The organism is Buchnera aphidicola (Chaitophorus populicola) (assembly GCF_964058995.1).
GTDB lineage: Bacteria > Pseudomonadota > Gammaproteobacteria > Enterobacterales > Enterobacteriaceae > Buchnera_J > Buchnera_J aphidicola_BO.
The window spans coordinates 261,640-279,335 of record NZ_OZ060382.1 but is presented as its reverse complement, the minus strand read 5'-3'; the positions used below and the strand labels follow the sequence as shown (position 1 = coordinate 279,335).

Below are 17,696 nucleotides of genomic sequence, written 5' to 3'. Positions count from 1 at the left end.
AAAACTATGAATTTAAAATCTATTAACATACCTATTAAATTAAAAGGAAGTGTTTTTACAACATTAGTATTATATATATGTAGTAATAATATTCCTTTAATTAATGATGCATTAAAAAAAAAAGTCCAAGAATCTCCTAATTTTTTTCATAACGCTCCTATTATTTTAAATTTATCTTTATTGCCAAAAAATTCTAATTGGATAGAAATAAAAAAAGTTGTTTTTTCTAATGGCTTTTCAATTATTGGAATTAGTGAATGTAATGATTTAAAATTAAAAAATAAAATTTTAAGTTCAGGATTACCTATATTTTCTAATACAGAAAATTTTACTCATGCACAAAAAGAAATTAAAAAAAAAGAAATATATAAAAGTATTTTATATAATCAAACTATTCGTTCTGGACAAACAATTTATGCTAAAAAATCAGATTTAATAGTAGTTAATAATGCAAATAAAGGATCTGAGCTCATAGCAGATGGAAATATTCATGTATATGGACAACTTAGCGGAAGAGCATTAGCAGGAGCGCATGGTGACAATACTAGAAAAATTTTTTGTCAATATTTAAAAGCAGAATTATTATCTATTTCCGGAGAATATTGTTTAATTGATTCTATCCCAAAAAATGTTTTAAATAAAGCAGCTCAAATATATTTAAAAAATAATAATATATATATAAAAAAAATATAATTTTTTAGTATTTTAATTTAAGGATATATTGAAATATGACACGTATTATAGTAGTAACGTCAGGTAAAGGAGGAGTAGGAAAAACTACTTCAAGCGCTTCTATTTCTACTGGTTTAGCTAAATCTGGAAAGAAAACAGTAGTTATAGATTTTGATGTAGGATTGAGAAATTTAGATTTAATTATGGGTTGTGAACGTAGAGTAGTATATGATTTTATTAATATTATCCAAGGTGAATCTACTGTAAATCAAACTTTAATTAAAGACAAAAATACTAAAAATTTATTTATTTTACCTGCATCTCAAACAAAAGATAAAGAATCATTAACTTATCAAGGTGTAGAACTAGTTTTTAATAAATTATTAGAAATGAATTTTGATTTTATTATTTGTGATTCTCCTGCAGGAATAGAAAGAGGTGCATTATTAGCGTTATATTTTGCAGATGAAGCTATTGTAACTACAAATCCTGAAATTTCTTCTGTAAGAGATTCAGATAGAATTTTAGGTATTATAGCATCTAAATCAAAACGTGCAAAAGATCAAAGAACACCTATAAAAGAACATTTATTATTAACGCGATATTCTCCTGAAAAAGTTAATTCAGGAGATATGTTAAGTATGAAAGATATATTAGAAATTTTAAGAATTCCAGTGATCGGTGTAATACCAGAAGATTCATCTATTTTAAGATCTTCTAATCAAGGATTTCCTATTATTTTAAATCAAACATCAAATGCTGGAAAAGCTTATTCAGATGTAGTGCAAAGATTATTAGGAAAAAAAACCCCGTTGAGATTTATTAAAGAAAGAAAAAATTTTTTTCAACGTTTATTTGGAAGATAATTATGGCTCTATTAGATTTTTTTTTATTTAAAAAAAAAAAAAGCGCTTTTATTGCAAAAAAAAGATTAAAAATGATTTTAGATAAAAATAAAACAATAAAAAAAACAAAAAAATATATTCCTATGCTTAAAAAAGAAATTTTAAATTTAATTCAAAAACATATGAAGATTGATCAGAAATTTGTAAAAATTCAATTAGAATATAAAAAAAACAATAAATCTATTTTAGGATTTAATATTACATTACATAAATAATTTTTTTATACACATAATATATTATGTTACAAAAATTTTGATATATAATTATTATATAATATTTGTATTTAAATAATTTGGAGAAATATTTTTAAAAGATAAATTATTTGTATTATTTTTAATTAATTGTATTGCTAAAGGTATAATATCTAATGCAGAAGATCTATATAAATTAAAATCTTTTGTATTTTTTATGTTTGTATATAAACAAAAATTATTTAACATACCTATAATTTTCCACTTTTTATTTAATTTAATAATTTTTTTCAAAGCAATTTTATTAGATATATATAATTCTTTATTTTTTAAATACCATTTTTTTTTATAAAAAATATATTTTCCCCAATATATATTTTTTTTATTAGCTTGAATAATCACAACAAAATTTTTATGATTTGTTTTGTTTCTTACATGTTCAGCTAAAATTTTTAATGTAGATATTCCAATTATAGGAATTTTTAATCCAACAAAAAATCCTTGAGCTATATTTATTGCAATTCTAATTCCAGTAAAAGAACCAGGACCTGTAGAACATGCAACATAATTTATATCAGATAATAATAAATAATTTTTGGATAAAATATTTTTTATCATAAATATGATATCAGAATGATTAGAAGTAATTTTTTTTATATAACTAATATTATTATCATTTTTTAATGCTATTGAACAATAATGACTAGACGTATCAAAAGTTAATAATTTCATAATAATTCAAAGAATTTATTTTATTTAAAATATTAGTTTTATAATTTATTCATGTTTGTATTCATGAATAAACTATAAAAATTTTAAAAATTATTTTTTATTTTTTTTTATTTTAATTAAATCTATTTTATAATTTGTTAATTTTAGAATTTTAAAAGTAAATGAAGATATTTTAATAACTTGACCTTTTACAGGAATGTTTCCATTTTTTTCTATAATTAATCCAGATATAGATACTTGTGTATTATTTCTTTTAATTAAATCTTTTGTATTTAATGATTGTTGTAAAGAATATAAATTTGTATGTCCTTTTACTAACCAACTATTATTTTTTTTTATAATATCAGGTGTTTCATCAGAATCTGGAAAATCTCCAGCTATAGCTTTTAAAAAATCTAATGGTGTCACTAATCCTTGAAGAATATTAAATTTATCTTTTACTAAAATTATATTACCTTTAGATTTTTTTAATATTTTTAATAATTTTATTAAATTAACTTCATCTGAAATTATAATTGGTTTATTTTTAGAAACAAATTTTAAAATACTTTCTTTATTTTCTATTTTTATAATTAGTTCTTTAGCTCGAACAACTCCTATAACTTTATCTATTTCTCCTTTACATACAGGAAATAAATTATGAGGTGCATTTAATAGTTTTTTTTTAATAATATTATAAGAATGATTAATATTAATCCAAGATATTTCTGTTCGTGGAGTCATGATACTTTTTACAGATCTAATAGACAAATTTAATAAGCTTGAAATCATATATTTTTCTTCTTTATTAAAATTTGTATATTCTTTTTTAGAATATATTCTTGTATTATCTTTATTAAATCTTTTTATTACTTTTATATCTTTTGTTTCTTCTCTTTTTAAAATTTTTAAAAAATGCTCGAGCATTCTTTTTCGAAAAGGTCGATGATATTGATATAGTAAAAAATGATATTTTGAGATTTGATTGAATAACTCTACGAATATACAAAATCCTACAGCTGTATATAAATACTTTTTAGAAAAATATAATCCTAATGATTCTAGCGTTAAATTTATACCAATTATTAATAAAAATCCTAAACATAATATTAGAATTTTTTTATATTTTTGTATAAAATTTTTTAAAGAATTTAAAAGAGCTAACATAAAAAACATAGCAATTATCATAGATGTAGAGATAATAATAAAATTATTAACTATTCCAATTGCAGTAATAATTGAATCTAATGAAAAAATTATATCTAATATTATTATTTGTAAAATTATTAACCAAAAATAAGAATATTGTTTATGTTTCGTTCGTTTAATGCTTTTATGATAAAGTTTATCATATAATTCCATTAATGAAAAAACAGATAAAAATATACCTCCTATAAACAAAATAAATTCACGACCTGAAATAGTAACATATTGATTTGAATATAAAGGAGTAGTAAAAGATGTAGACCATGATATAAAATATAAAAATATAATTCTTATTAAAAGAGATAATACTAAACCTATGTTTCTAGCTTTAGTTCTTTGATTTGGGTTTAATTTTTTTGTAATAATAGTTAGAAAAACTAAATTATCAATACCTAATATTATTTCAAGTAATACTAAAGCCAATAAACCAGTCCACGTTGACGGGTCTAAAAGAATTCCCATTAAATAACTCCATTAAATAGGAAAAATTTTATTGAATGATTTGATGTTATAATTATAAAATATTTTATTTAAAAATGTTTTTAAAATAAAAAATTTATTTGTATTGTATAAATATTAATAATATAAATTATTCTTGTAAACCTCCGTATATAAAACAGAGGTTTTTAAAAATTTTTAATGTTTAAAAAAATTTTTAATAAAATTTAAGTAAATAATTTTTATTATATTGCAAAAACATTTATTGCTGATGGTCCTTTTGGTCCTTCTTGAATTTCAAACTCAACATTTTGACCTTCTTCTAAAGTTTTAAATCCTTCTCCTTGAATAGAAGAAAAATGTACAAATACATCTTTACTGCCATCTTCAGGAGTAATAAATCCAAAACCTTTAGCTTCGTTGAACCATTTAACTTGACCTTTAATTTTTGACATATAAAATTTCCTTAAACATTTATACTGCAGAAAAATTATTTTAAAAATTTTTTTTAATTTTTAACAATAATTTTGATTTGCTATAAATATGTTTTATTAGACATATTTAAAATATTTATTAAATTAATTTTTCTAAATTATATAGAAAAAAAATTTATAAAAATATTTTTTTAACAAATATTGATTGTTCTATCATAGAGGATTTTTAAAAAAAAAACAATATTTAACGTTTTTCATTATTATAAAATAAATTATTTTTATTTTAAATATAAATTACATATAAGTTCTATTATATAAAGCTTGAATTCTAACATGTAATGGAGGATGAGACATAAATAAACTTACAATAGAATTTTTTTGTCCATTAATACAAAATGTTGATAGAGTTTTAGGAATTTCTAAAGAACATGGATTATATTGCATTTTTTCTAAAGCTGCAATCATATTTTTTACACCAACTATTTTAGCAGATCCTGCATCAGCATAAAACTCACGTCTTCTTGAAAACCACATTGTAATAAAGCTTGCAATAGTTCCAAAAATAATTTCTAAAAAAATTGTTAAAATTAAATATGCAGCTCCAGTTTTTTGTAATATAGATTCTGAAGAATTATTATTTGGTCCTAAATTAGATAATAAGTACGCTATTCCACGAGATAAAAAGATTACAAATGTATTTACAACGCCTTGTATTAAAGTCATCGTAATCATATCTCCATTTGCTATATGAGTCATTTCATGAGCGATAACTGCTTTTATTTCATTTTTATTCATCTTATTTAATAAGCCTGTAGAAATAGCAATTAAAGAAGAATCTTTTCTAGGTCCTGTAGCAAATGCGTTAATACTATGTGAATGATATATAGTTAAATCAGGAGTTTTTATATTTAATTGAATTGATTGTTTTTTTAAAACTTTTAATAACCATATTTCAGATTTATTTTGAGGATTTCTAATAATATTTGATCCAATCGAAAATAAAGCAATTTTTTTAGATAATAAAAGTGATATAAAAGCTCCACCAAAACCGAATAAAAATCCTGAAATAATTAGATATATTATATTATTTGTTTGTATTCCAGTAAAAAACGCTATTATACATAATAAACTTATTACAGATAAGTTAGTTACTACAAATAATAACAATCGAATCATATTTTTTCCTTTTTTTAAAAAAATTCTTTTTGTACTAAATATAAAATATTTATTTTATAAATATTATTATTTAGTGTCTAAAAATTACTAAAAGAATTTTTATTGTATATATTTTGTTTATAATTCTAAAGTTATAAAAATATTTTTATATTAAAAATTTTTTATATTAATATTTTTAAAAAATTTTTATATAAAATATATAATATTAGAATAAATTTTAATCTATATTTAAATATAACAAAATTCTTTAAAAGAAGTCTATAACAAATTTTAAAAAATTTTATTATTTAATTATAAATTATTCCAATATTTTCCATCTTTTTTTAATAAGTAATCTGAAGATTGAGGTCCTAAAGTACCTGCTTTATAAAATTCTAATTTAGATTTAGAACTTTTCCAAGCATGAATAATAGAATCTACCCATTTCCAAGATACTTCTATTTCATCTCTACTTACAAATAAAGATTGAAGTCCTAAAAAACTATCTAATAGTAATCTTTCATAAGCATCACATATTCGTAAATTTTTAAAAGTTTTTTTATAATCAAAATTTAATTTTATTTCTTTTAACATATATTTTGAATCTAATCCTGGAATTTTATTTGTAATAAAAATATCAATTCCTTCATTAGGTTGTAATCTTATAATTATTTTATTTAAAGGTAAATTATGTGAATATTTAGAAAATAAATTCATAGTTACTGGTTTAAAATAAATCACGATTTCAGAATATTTTTTTTGTAATCTTTTACCAGTTCTAAGATAAAACGGTACTCCATACCATTTCCAATTGTCAATATTTACTTTTATAGCAACAAAAGTTTCAGTATTACTATATTTTTTTATTCCAATTTCTTCTATATAAGAAGGAACTGTTATATTATTTAAAACACCTGATTTATATTGTCCACGTATAGTATGTGTATTAATATTTTTTATATCTATAGTTCGTAATGATTTTAAAATTTTTAATTTTTCGTTTCTAATATTATTTGATTTTAAATTAATTGGAGGAGACATAGCGATAATTGATAAAATTTGTAATAAATGATTTTGAACCATATCTCGCATTTGACCTGTTTCTTCAAAATAACTTAATCTACCTTCTATTCCTACCTCTTCAGAAATAGTAATTTGTATATGATCTATAGTTTTGTTACTCCAATTTGTAAAAAAAATAGAATTAGAAAACTTTAAAGATAAAAGATTTAAAATTGTTTCTTTCCCTAAATAATGATCAATTCTAAAAATTTTGTTTTCTTTGAAAAGTTTACTAATTTGAATATTAATTTTTTTAGAACTTTTTAAAGAATTCCCAAGAGGCTTCTCTAAAATTACTCGATCTTTACTTAAATTTAATTTAAATTTCTTTAAACCTTTGCATAAAGCTTGAAATGTATGTTGAGGCATTGCAAAATAATTTATTAAAATTTTTCTATCTTGATTAATAATTTTTTGTAATTTAATAAAACTAGATGTATTATTTACATCAATATTACAAAATAATAATTTTTTAGAAAATTTATTCCAAATATCTAAATTTATTTTTTCATTAGAAAAATTTATAATATCTATTTTTACTATTTGTCTATATTTTTTTTTATCCCAATTTGCTCTTCCCACGCCAATAATTCGTGTATTTTTATGTAATTTACATGATTTTTCTAATTGATATAAAGCAGGTAAAAGTTTTCTTTTAGATAAATCACCTTTTGCTCCAAAAATAATTAAATCATATGCTAGAATTTTTTGATCATAATTCATTAAATTTTGATTTCCTAAAAAATACAAGTATTAAAATAATATTTGTTTAAATTAAATTATATTTTCTATTATATATATAGTTTATTTTTAATAAAACTTTTTTAATTAAGTATTATTTTAAAAAAATATAGAATTTATCTTAAAATAAATAAATTTATATATTAAAATTAATATTAATATATTAAATGATAGTTTTTATATAAATTATTTCTTCAAATATTAAATTTATCAAGTATTATAAATATAAAGAAATTTAAATTTTATAAAAAATTAAAACAATTAAAAATAATATCAAAATATCAAGGAGTATATTATAAATGTTAAATAAAATTAGACGAACTAAAATTGTTGTTACACTTGGACCTTCTACAGATTCTAAAAAAATTTTAAAAAAAATTATTATATCTGGAGCTAATGTGCTAAGATTAAATTTTTCGCATGGCACGCAAGAAGAACATAAAATTAGAATTCAAAAAGCTAGAAAAGTAATTCAAGAAACCGGTAGTAATATTGCAATTTTAGGTGATTTACAAGGCCCTAAAATTAGAATTTCAAATTTTTTAAATAATCAAATATTTTTAAAAAAAGGAGATTTGTTTTTATTAGATTATTTATATAAAAAAAAACTAGGAAATGAAAAAAAAGTAGGTTTTAATTATAGAAATTTACCAAATGATATTTGTGTACAAGATATTTTATTATTAGATGATGGTAAAATTCAATTAATTGTATTACAAGTATATAAATTAAAAATTTTTACACAAGTATTAATTGGTGGAATATTGACTAATAATAAAGGAATAAATAAATTAGGAGGCGGATTAAATGCAGGTTCTATAACTAATAAAGATAAAAGAGATATTTTAACTGCAGCTAAAATTGGAGTAGATTATTTAGCTATTTCTTTTCCTAAATCCGCTAGAGATTTGAAAAATGCTAGAATTCTTATGAATCGAGCTGGAAGTAAAGCAAAGATTATAGCTAAAATAGAAAGAGCAGAAGCTGTAAAAAATGATCAAATTATTGAAGAAATGATATTAGCTTCAGATGCAATTATGGTAGCTAGAGGTGATTTAGGAATTGAAATTGGAGATCCAGAATTAGCTGGTATGCAAAAAAAACTTATTAGAACAGCTCGTAGATTAAATCGAGTAGTAATTACAGCTACTCAGATGATGGAATCTATGGTTTTTAATCTAATACCAACAAGAGCAGAAGTTATGGATGTTGCAAATGCTGTTTTAGATGGAAGTGATGCTGTTATGTTATCCTCTGAAACTGCTTCTGGAAATAATCCTGTAGAAACAGTTATATCAATGTCAAAAGTATGTCAAGGAGCTGAAAAAGTACCTAGTATGAATATTTCTAGACATCGTATTAATATTTCTTTTGATAGCATTGAAGAAATCATTGCTATGTCTGCTATGTATTCTGCAAACCATTTAAAAGGTGTAAAAGCAATTATTACTTTAACAGAATCAGGAAAAACAGCTTTAATTACTTCTAGAATTAGTTCTGGATTACCTATTTTCGCTTTATCTAGAAATCAAAAAACATTAAATTTAGTATCTTTATATCGAGGAGTGACTCCTTTATTTTTTGAAACTCAAGAAGAAGGATTATTAGCGTCTCAAGAAGCAGTGAAGTTATTATATAATAAAAAATATTTACAATTAAATGATATAGTAATAATTACTCAAGGAGATATTAAAGGAATTACTGGAAATACGAATACAAGTAGAATATTAAAAGTAAATTTTTAATGTTATTAATATATTTTTTTTAAAAAATATTTATATAATTATAAATAGATTATTTAAAAATAAATAAATTTAAAAAATAATCTAATAAATTTTTTATTAATTAATAACTTTTAATAAATATTTTGTAAATAAAATAATAATTAATAATATATTTTTTAAAAATATTTTTTAAGTATTTTATATATATGAATATACTGTTTTAAATAAATATATTTTAGTTAATTTTATTTGATATTCTTAATTATTTTATTAATTTTAAAATTTAACTTTTTTAAATATATATTTCGTTTATTTAATATATTTTTATTAACTAATATTGATATTTTTAAAAATATATATTTATTTAAAAATATTTAAATATGAATAAAAATATTATTATAGTTAAATTATTAAAAATATTTACATTTTATTTAATTTTTATTCCTAACTCATTTAAAAAATTTGTATTTATAGATTGAGGTGCTTGTGTAGTTAAACATTTTCCTGATGTAGTTTTTGGAAACGCAATAACATCACTAATGTTTTTACTGTCTGTTAATAACATAGTAATTCGATCTAACCCAAAAGCAATACCAGCATGTGGTGGAGTTCCATATTTTAATGCATTTAAAAAAAAACCAAATTTTTTCTTTTGAGTAATTTTATTTAAACCTATAATATTAAAAATTGTTTTTTGTAGTTTTATATCATGAATGCGTACAGATCCTCCACCTATTTCCTCTCCATTTATAACCATATCATATGATTGTGAACAAGCATTTATAGGATTTTGCAGTAAATTTTGTACATCTAAATTTTCTGGAGCAGTAAAAGGATGGTGTACACAAGACAAAGTTTTATCTGAATTTTTTTTAAACATAGGAAAATTTGTAATCCACACTACAGACCATTTATTTTTATTTATTGTATTACAATCTTGACCTATAATATTTCTTATTTTACCTAATATTTTATTAATCAATTTTTTAGATCCATGCACAAATAATAATATATCTCCTTCTTTTCCTTGATTTCTATTTATTATTTCTGTTTCTAGCTTAATATTGAATTTATTTAATATAGAGAAATTAGTATAAATTTGTTTTAATTTAAAATCTTTAATAATCATCATAAAAAAACTTTTAATATAATTTTTTTTTAATATATTTATATAGGAATTAATTTTTTTATATGTTAAATTTATTCCATTTGGGATTTTTAAAGTAACTGTACGCATAGATTTATGATTTACATTTTTAAAAATTAATGTGTATATAAATAGATCATTAACATCAATAATTTCTAAATAATTTCTTAAATCTGGTTTATCTGTACCAAAACGTTTTATAGAATCATGAAAAGAAATTTTTTTTATATTTTTTAATTTAATATTTTTGATCTTTAACCATAAATTTATAATCATTTTTTCCATAATTTGACATAATTTATGACTTTTCATAAATGATGTTTCTATATCAATTTGAGTAAATTCTGGCTGTCTATTAGATCTTAAATCTTCATCTCGAAAACATTTTACAACTTGATAATATCTATCTATTCCTGCAATCATAAGCATTTGTTTAAATAATTGAGGAGATTGAGGTAAAGCATAAAATTTTCCTAAATTTAATCGACTAGGTACTATATAATCACGCGCACCTTCTGGAGTAGATTTAGTTAAAAAAGGAGTTTCAATATTTATAAATTTTTTATTATCTAAAAAATTTGAAATATATTTTATAATTAAATGTCTTGTTTTAAGATTTTGAATAATATTTGATCGTCTAATTTCTAAATAACGATGTTTCAATCGATTTTTTATTGAACTATAATTATTAAAATCTAATGGTAATTCTTGAGATGTATTTAAAATTTTTAATTTATATGCAAAAATTTCTATTTTTCCAGTATAAATATTTAAATTTATATTATTTATATTTCTTTCTTTAACTATTCCATAAACTTGTATACAGAATTCTAGTTTTAAATTTTTTGCTTTTTGGAATATTTCTTTTTTTTTAGAAGAAAAAATTACTTGAATAATTCCTTCTCTATCTCGCATATCAACAAAAATAATTTTCCCGATATTTCTAGTTTTATGTACCCATCCACATATTTTAACTGTCTTAGAGAGATATTTTGAATTAATTTCTCCACAATAATTAGTACGCATTTTATCCTAATATATTTTTCAAAAAATATAAAAAATTTTTATTAATAAAGATTATGAAAATATGTGATATAAAAATAAAAATTTATTAATTTTAAAATGTATATAAGAAAAATGAAAAAATATTGATTAAAATTAATAAATATTTTAGTTTATATTAAAATTATATTAATTATATAATTAAAAATATTTTATATCACCTGCTTCTAAATGTTATTCTACCTTTTGTTAAATCATATGGAGTAAGCTCTACTGTAACCTTATCTCCTGTTAAAATTCTAATATAATTTTTTCTCATTTTTCCTGAGATATGTGCTAAAATTATATGTTTATTTTCTAATTGTACACGAAACATAGTGTTAGGTAATGTATCTATAACCGTCCCTTGCATTTCAATATTTTTTTCTTTAATCATAATTAAAAAATCTCTTATACATTTAAATTTTTTTATTTAAATACTATTTTATAGTACATTATTTTTTTTTTAAATTCTAGACATTATTATAAACTTAAATGTTTTATAATGATTCTAAATATTTTTCAGCATCTAAAGCAGCGATACATCCACTAGAAGCTGCAGTGATAGCTTGTCTATATGAATTATAGACAACATCTCCTGCTGCGAACACTCCTGGAATATTTGTTTGAGATAAATATTTTTTAGAATGTTTCTGTATGACAATATATCCATTTTTCATATTTATTATATTTTTAAATATTTTTGTATTCGGATCATTTCCAATAGCTATAAATACTCCAGAAACGTTAATATTCTTAATTTTTTTATTTAAATTAGATTTAATTCTTATACTTGATAATTTTGTATTACCTAAAAATTTTATTACTTTAAAGCATTTATGAAAAATTATTTTTTTTTTATAAATTTTTTTCATAATTTTTTTAATTAATATTTTTTCTGCAGTAAAATATTCCTTGCGATGTATTAAATGTATTTTTTTTACAATATTAGAAAGATATAAAGATTCTTCTAAAGCTGTATTTCCTCCTCCAACGACAGATATAGTTTTGTTTTTATAAAAAAATCCATCACATATAGCACAAGTAGATATTCCTTTTCCAAAAAATAAAGATTCAGAATTAATATTTAAACGTCTAGATAAAGCTCCTGTAGATATTATAACTGCATCAGCTGTATAATGATTATTATTACTAAATAAATTAAATGGTCTAGAATCGAAATTTACAGAATTAATATGGTCATTTATAATACGAGTATTAAATTTTAAAGCATGTTTTTTTAATCTTTGAATAAAATCTAAACCTTTTAAAGTATTATAGTCTCCAGGCCAATTTTCAATCATATTAGTTTGCATTAATTGCCCTCCAGGTATATTCCCGGTAATAATCATAGGATTTAAATTAGCTCGTGCAGAATATATCCCGGCTGTATATCCAGCTGGACCAGATCCTAATATAATTATTTTACTATGTATTTTTTTTTTATTCATAAATTTAATATTTTATGATCTATTTATGTGGATCGATATAAGTTATAGTATAATATAATCATTAAAATTTATATAAAAAATTATGTCTATACTTTTTAAAAAAATATATTTTAAAAAAAATTTTTATATTATATATAATTATTATTACGATAATTAATTATGTAAAGAATATATTTTATGAGTAAAATTCAATGATTAATCCAAAATTTTTAAGAAAAAATACAAAAAAAATTGCATTAAATTTATTAAATAAAGGTTTCTTTTTAGATGTTAAAGAATTTAGAAAATTAGAAAATAAAAGAAAAAATATACAAATTAAAATAGAAAAATTAAGATCAATTCAAAAAAATAATTCTAAAAGTATTGGTAATATAAAAACTTCAAAAAAAGAGCAAAAAATTTTTATAAAAAAAAATATTATTTTAAGTAAAAAACTACATAATTATAAAAATAAATTTAAAATTATACAAAATAAAATTTATAATATTTCTATATCTATACCTAATATTATATTAAAAGATGTTCCTTTAGGAAAAAGTGAAAATGATAACAAAATTATATATACTTGGGGAAATATTAAAGAAAAAAATTTTTTAATAAAAAATCATGTAGAATTAGGAAGTAAAATAAATGGTTTTGATTTTAAAGCTTCTGCAAAAATTTCAGGATCAAATTTTCTTATTATGAAAGGAATAATTGCTAAATTATATAGAATTTTAGGACAATTTATGCTAGATGTACATATTAATGAACATAAATATCAAGAAATATATGTTCCATATATTGTTAATCAAAATTGCTTATATGGTACCGGGCAATTACCTAAATTTTATTCTGATTTATTTAATATTCAATCAAATAAAGAAAATAAAATAAACAAACAATTTTTAATTCCTACGGCTGAAGTATCGCTAACTAATTTAGTACAAAATAAAATTTTAAAAAAATCTAAATTACCTTATATGTTCGTAGCAAATACTCCATGTTTTAGATCAGAATCAACTTCTTATGGTCGTGATTTTCAAGGTTTAATTAGATTACATCAATTTGATAAAGTAGAACTAGTACAAATTACTCATCCACGAAAGTCTAGTAAAACATTAGAAAAAATTACATTGCATGCAGAAAAAATTTTAAAATTATTAAAATTACCTTATAGAAAAGTTCTTTTGTGTTCAGGTGAAACAAATTTTTCATCTGCTAAAACATATGATTTAGAAGTATGGTTTCCTTCACAAAAATCATATATTGAAATATCTTCATGTTCTAATATGCTAGATTTTCAATCTCAACGTATGAAATCACGTTATTTTAGTGTTAAAAAAAACAAATATATTTCTGTTCATACATTAAATGGTTCTGGATTAGCTATAGGACGGACATTAGCAGCTATACTTGAAAATTATCAATTACATGACGGAAAAATAAAAATACCAAAAATACTGCGTAAAAAATATATGAATGGATTAAAATTTATTTAATAAAATCTTTATAATATATAATTACTTTAATGTAAGATTTTTATTAAGTAAACGTAAATAATTTTTATATATTTTATTTAAATATAAATTTAACTTAAAATGGAAAAAAATGAAATATATTTATAATTTTAGTGCCGGACCATCTATGTTACCAATTTCAGTAATGGAAAAAGCACATAGAGATTTTAGAAATTGGTGTAACTTAGGATCTTCTGTTTTAGAAATTAGCCACAGAAGTGAAGAATTTTTAAAATTAATTAAAGACTCTAAAAACGATTTAAGAGAGTTATTAAATATACCATATAATTATGAAATATTATTTTGTCATGGTGGAGCAAGAGGTCAATTTTCTGCTGTTCCTATGAATTTAACTAAAAAAAATAGTCAAGTTGATTATGTTTGTAGTGGTTATTGGTCTACAAAAGCAGCTGAAGAATCTAAAAAATATTGTCAAACTAATATAATTAATGTTATTCAGAAAGTTAATAACATTAAATATGTTATACCTTGTCAAAAATGGAATATTAGTTTAAATTCAGACTATGTACATTATTGTCCAAATGAAACTATTGAAGGTATAGCAATTTATGAAGAACCTGTTTTAAAAAATAAACATATAATTGGAGATTTTTCATCTACATTGTTATCACGTGTTATTGACATTAAAAAATATTCATTAATATATGCTAGTGCACAAAAAAATATTGGTACATCAGGTATTACAATTATTATTATAAAAAAAATTTTATTACAAAAATCAAAAAATTTAATTCCATCTATATTAGACTATAATGTGATATACAATCATGATTCATTATTTAATACTCCAACAAATTTTTCATGGTATTTATCAAGTTTAGTTTTTCAATGGTTAAAAAAAATTGGCGGAATTAAAAAAATAGAGGAAATAAATATAGAAAAATCTAAATTATTATATCAAGTCATTGATTCTAGTAATTTTTATAAAAATTCTATAAGCAAAAAAAATAGATCACATATGAATGTAGTTTTTAAATTAAAAAATGAATTATTAAATAATTTATTTATAAAAGAAGCTCAATTAAATAATTTATATGCTTTAAAAAATCATAAAATAGCTGGAGGTATTCGTGCATCTATATATAACGCTATGCCTTTAGATGGAGTAAAAAAATTAATTAAATTTATGTTATATTTTAAAAAAAAATATAGTGAATAATTATTAAATATTTTAAGATATATGTATAAATATTTATTTTATGTAATAAAAATTATATGGTTATTATAATATGACAGAAAAAATGATTGTTTATCCTCCTATAAAAATAGAAGGCGATATATATCTTCCTGGTTCAAAAAGTATTACAAATCGTGCTTTACTACTTTCTGCGATGTCTGATGGCGTTACTCATTTAAAAAATATATTGTATAGTGATGATGTGAAATACATGTTAAACGCTTTAAAATTATTAGGTGTTAGATGCATTCTTTCTAAGAAAAAAACTTCTTGCAAAATTTATGGTCAAGGACAAAAATTTCCTATAAATAAAAATATTACTCTATTTTTAGGAAATGCAGGTACTGCTGTACGATCTTTATTATCTGTATTATCTATTAAAAAAAATAATATTATTATTACTGGTGATCAAAGAATGCAGGAAAGACCTATTAAACATTTAGTAGATGCATTAGAACAAGGTCAAGCTAAATTTAAATATTTAAAAAAAAAAAAATGTATACCAATTTGTATTCAAGGTGGATTTCAAGGTGGAAACATTACTGTAAATGGAAGTATTTCTAGTCAATTTTTGACTGGTTTATTATTAGTTTCTCCAATATCAAAAAAAAATACAAGAATTTTTATTAAAGATCATTTAGTATCTAAACCATATATTGATATTACTATAAATATGATGAAAATTTTTGGAATAGAAATTATTAATAATAATTACAAAGAATTTTTTATTATTAGCAATCAAAATTATATTTCTCCAAAAAAATATTTTATAGAAAGTGATGCTTCATCTGCTTCTTATTTTTTATCTGCTGCTGCAATTAAAGGAGGTACAGTAAATATATTAGGAATTGGTAAAAATAGTATACAAGGAGATATAAAGTTTGCTTCTGTGTTAAAAAAAATGGGTGCAAAAATTATTTTAGGTAAGGACTATATTCAATGTTCTAAAAATAAATTATATGCTATTGATATGGATTTAAATGATATTCCAGATGCTGCTATGACAATAGCTATTACAGCTTTATTTGCTAAAGGAAAAACTATTATTAGAAATATTTACAATTGGAGAGTAAAAGAAACAGATCGTTTATTTGCTATGTCTACAGAATTAAAAAAAGTTGGTGCAATTATTAAAGAAGGAAGAGATTATTTAAGCATTATTCCTCCAAAAAAAATTTCTTCAACAGAAATTAGTACATATAATGATCATCGTATGGCAATGTGTTTTTCTTTATTGTCTTTATCTGGAAAACCAGCAATTATTTTAAATCCTAAATGTATTAATAAGACTTTTCCTGATTATTTTTCAAAATTTTTTTCTATATGTAAATATAATTCTAAAAAACAAAAAATTATTAATTAATAAAAAAATATTAATATAATAAAATATATGACAAAAATTATCCCTGTAATTACTATTGATGGACCTAGTGGTGTTGGTAAAAGTACTTTAACATATGCTATATCAAAAAAATTAAAATGGAATATTCTAGAATCAGGTTATATGTATAGAATTATTGCATTTTATATTATTAAATATAATTTATCTCTAAATAAACAAATAATTTCTAAATTAAATTCTTTAAAATTTGATTTTAAAGTAATTAATGATAAATTAAAAATATTTTTTAATAACATTGATATTTCAAATAAAATACATTCTCAAAATATTTCTATAATGGCTTCTAAAATTGCTGTTTTATCATATATACGAGAATGGCTTTTATATAAACAAAGATCATATAAAAAATATCCAGGATTAATTACTAACGGAAGAGATATGGGAACAATTGTGTTTCCTGAGGCTGTTTTAAAAATATTTTTAAAAACTACTTTTCAAGAAAGATTAAAAAGACGTTTTATAGATTTAACAAATAGAGGATTTAAAATTGATTTAAATATTTTATATAAAGAAATGAAAAAACGTGATTATAGAGATAAAAATCGTATACTTTGTCCTTTAAAACCAGCAAAAGATGCTATAATTATTAATTCTACTAAAATGAATATAAAAAAAACTATAGAAACATCTATGATGTATATTTATCAAAAATTAGAAAATATTTAATACACACTCTTTAACATGGAAATAGTTAAAGTAATTTCAAAAACTTTTTTAAT

Annotated in this window: 16 protein-coding genes; 8 read left to right on the top strand and 8 right to left on the bottom strand. The window is 20.6% G+C overall.

The annotated features are described in order from the left end of the window. Positions 1 to 6 precede the first annotated feature (6 nt). Genes minC through minE form a run of 3 tightly spaced genes read left to right on the top strand, consistent with a single transcriptional unit; the run spans position 7 to position 1,792 of the window. Entirely contained in the window at positions 7 to 693 is a 687-nt protein-coding gene (gene minC / locus AB4W57_RS01235) for a septum site-determining protein MinC (protein ID WP_367677351.1), read from the top strand. A gap of 35 nt (positions 694 to 728) precedes the next feature. After that, the gene (minD, locus tag AB4W57_RS01230) at positions 729 to 1,538 is read left to right on the top strand and encodes a septum site-determining protein MinD (protein WP_367677350.1); all 810 of its coding nucleotides are present in this window, start codon (positions 729 to 731) and stop codon (positions 1,536 to 1,538) included. Between the two features lie 2 nt (positions 1,539 to 1,540). Continuing rightward, the gene (gene minE / locus AB4W57_RS01225) at positions 1,541 to 1,792 is read left to right on the top strand and encodes a cell division topological specificity factor MinE (protein ID WP_367677349.1); all 252 of its coding nucleotides are present in this window, start codon (positions 1,541 to 1,543) and stop codon (positions 1,790 to 1,792) included. A 51-nt stretch (positions 1,793 to 1,843) separates the two neighbouring features. Here minE and tsaB read toward each other — a convergent pair whose 3' ends face one another. The 5 genes from tsaB to zwf all read right to left on the bottom strand — a co-directional run bounded on the left by tsaB (position 1,844) and on the right by zwf (position 7,497). Further along, positions 1,844 to 2,500 carry a tRNA (adenosine(37)-N6)-threonylcarbamoyltransferase complex dimerization subunit type 1 TsaB gene (tsaB, locus tag AB4W57_RS01220; RefSeq protein ID WP_367677348.1) on the bottom strand — a complete coding sequence of 219 codons (657 nt, stop codon included), beginning with the start codon at positions 2,498 to 2,500 and terminating at the stop codon, positions 1,844 to 1,846. A gap of 90 nt (positions 2,501 to 2,590) precedes the next feature. Beyond that, positions 2,591 to 4,147 (bottom strand): TerC family protein, encoded by a 1,557-nt coding sequence (locus tag AB4W57_RS01215; protein ID WP_367677347.1) that lies wholly within the window; start codon positions 4,145 to 4,147, stop codon positions 2,591 to 2,593. Between the two features lie 221 nt (positions 4,148 to 4,368). Further along, on the bottom strand, positions 4,369 to 4,578 hold the full coding sequence (gene cspE, locus AB4W57_RS01210; RefSeq protein WP_367677346.1) for a transcription antiterminator/RNA stability regulator CspE: 210 nt from the start codon (positions 4,576 to 4,578) through the stop codon (positions 4,369 to 4,371). 273 nt (positions 4,579 to 4,851) lie between these two features. Next, a complete protein-coding gene (gene htpX / locus AB4W57_RS01205) occupies positions 4,852 to 5,733 on the bottom strand; it encodes a protease HtpX (protein ID WP_367677345.1) in 882 nt (293 codons plus the stop codon). A gap of 291 nt (positions 5,734 to 6,024) precedes the next feature. Then, on the bottom strand, positions 6,025 to 7,497 hold the full coding sequence (zwf, locus tag AB4W57_RS01200) for a glucose-6-phosphate dehydrogenase (RefSeq protein ID WP_367677344.1): 1,473 nt from the start codon (positions 7,495 to 7,497) through the stop codon (positions 6,025 to 6,027). 317 nt (positions 7,498 to 7,814) lie between these two features. Between zwf and pyk the strand changes: the two genes are divergently transcribed. Continuing rightward, positions 7,815 to 9,260, top strand: coding sequence for a pyruvate kinase (gene pyk, locus AB4W57_RS01195; protein ID WP_367677343.1), 1,446 nt, complete (start codon positions 7,815 to 7,817; stop codon positions 9,258 to 9,260). Positions 9,261 to 9,666: 406 nt separating this feature from the next. Here pyk and aspS read toward each other — a convergent pair whose 3' ends face one another. From aspS to trxB, 3 genes are all read right to left on the bottom strand, one after another. Then, on the bottom strand, positions 9,667 to 11,412 hold the full coding sequence (gene aspS, locus AB4W57_RS01190) for an aspartate--tRNA ligase (RefSeq protein WP_367677342.1): 1,746 nt from the start codon (positions 11,410 to 11,412) through the stop codon (positions 9,667 to 9,669). A 193-nt stretch (positions 11,413 to 11,605) separates the two neighbouring features. Next, positions 11,606 to 11,824, bottom strand: coding sequence for a translation initiation factor IF-1 (infA, locus tag AB4W57_RS01185; RefSeq protein WP_367677341.1), 219 nt, complete (start codon positions 11,822 to 11,824; stop codon positions 11,606 to 11,608). Between the two features lie 103 nt (positions 11,825 to 11,927). After that, positions 11,928 to 12,878, bottom strand: coding sequence for a thioredoxin-disulfide reductase (gene trxB / locus AB4W57_RS01180; RefSeq protein WP_367677340.1), 951 nt, complete (start codon positions 12,876 to 12,878; stop codon positions 11,928 to 11,930). A gap of 191 nt (positions 12,879 to 13,069) precedes the next feature. Between trxB and serS the strand changes: the two genes are divergently transcribed. The 4 genes from serS (at position 13,070) to cmk (ending at position 17,643) form a co-directional block, all read left to right on the top strand. Continuing rightward, the gene (gene serS / locus AB4W57_RS01175; RefSeq protein ID WP_367677339.1) at positions 13,070 to 14,359 is read left to right on the top strand and encodes a serine--tRNA ligase; all 1,290 of its coding nucleotides are present in this window, start codon (positions 13,070 to 13,072) and stop codon (positions 14,357 to 14,359) included. A 109-nt stretch (positions 14,360 to 14,468) separates the two neighbouring features. Next, entirely contained in the window at positions 14,469 to 15,557 is a 1,089-nt protein-coding gene (gene serC, locus AB4W57_RS01170; protein WP_367677338.1) for a 3-phosphoserine/phosphohydroxythreonine transaminase, read from the top strand. A 70-nt stretch (positions 15,558 to 15,627) separates the two neighbouring features. Beyond that, positions 15,628 to 16,938, top strand: a complete 1,311-nt coding sequence (gene aroA, locus AB4W57_RS01165; RefSeq protein WP_367677337.1) for a 3-phosphoshikimate 1-carboxyvinyltransferase — start codon at positions 15,628 to 15,630, stop codon at positions 16,936 to 16,938. Positions 16,939 to 16,965: 27 nt separating this feature from the next. Next, complete coding sequence (gene cmk, locus AB4W57_RS01160) at positions 16,966 to 17,643, top strand: (d)CMP kinase (protein WP_367677336.1); 678 nt, start codon at positions 16,966 to 16,968, stop codon at positions 17,641 to 17,643. Positions 17,644 to 17,696 lie beyond the last annotated feature (53 nt).

Bases quoted from the DNA above. Each gene is read 5' to 3' on its own strand.
- minC (WP_367677351.1), top strand. From the start codon at position 7: ATGAATTTAAAATCTATTAACATACCTATTAAATTAAAAGGAAGTGTT.
- minD (WP_367677350.1), top strand. From the start codon at position 729: ATGACACGTATTATAGTAGTAACGTCAGGTAAAGGAGGAGTAGGAAAA.
- minE (WP_367677349.1), top strand. From the start codon at position 1,541: ATGGCTCTATTAGATTTTTTTTTATTTAAAAAAAAAAAAAGCGCTTTT.
- tsaB (WP_367677348.1), bottom strand. From the start codon at position 2,500: ATGAAATTATTAACTTTTGATACGTCTAGTCATTATTGTTCAATAGCA.
- AB4W57_RS01215 (WP_367677347.1), bottom strand. From the start codon at position 4,147: ATGGGAATTCTTTTAGACCCGTCAACGTGGACTGGTTTATTGGCTTTA.
- cspE (WP_367677346.1), bottom strand. From the start codon at position 4,578: ATGTCAAAAATTAAAGGTCAAGTTAAATGGTTCAACGAAGCTAAAGGT.
- htpX (WP_367677345.1), bottom strand. From the start codon at position 5,733: ATGATTCGATTGTTATTATTTGTAGTAACTAACTTATCTGTAATAAGT.
- zwf (WP_367677344.1), bottom strand. From the start codon at position 7,497: ATGAATTATGATCAAAAAATTCTAGCATATGATTTAATTATTTTTGGA.
- pyk (WP_367677343.1), top strand. From the start codon at position 7,815: ATGTTAAATAAAATTAGACGAACTAAAATTGTTGTTACACTTGGACCT.
- aspS (WP_367677342.1), bottom strand. From the start codon at position 11,412: ATGCGTACTAATTATTGTGGAGAAATTAATTCAAAATATCTCTCTAAG.
- infA (WP_367677341.1), bottom strand. From the start codon at position 11,824: ATGATTAAAGAAAAAAATATTGAAATGCAAGGGACGGTTATAGATACA.
- trxB (WP_367677340.1), bottom strand. From the start codon at position 12,878: ATGAATAAAAAAAAAATACATAGTAAAATAATTATATTAGGATCTGGT.
- serS (WP_367677339.1), top strand. From the start codon at position 13,070: ATGATTAATCCAAAATTTTTAAGAAAAAATACAAAAAAAATTGCATTA.
- serC (WP_367677338.1), top strand. From the start codon at position 14,469: ATGAAATATATTTATAATTTTAGTGCCGGACCATCTATGTTACCAATT.
- aroA (WP_367677337.1), top strand. From the start codon at position 15,628: ATGACAGAAAAAATGATTGTTTATCCTCCTATAAAAATAGAAGGCGAT.
- cmk (WP_367677336.1), top strand. From the start codon at position 16,966: ATGACAAAAATTATCCCTGTAATTACTATTGATGGACCTAGTGGTGTT.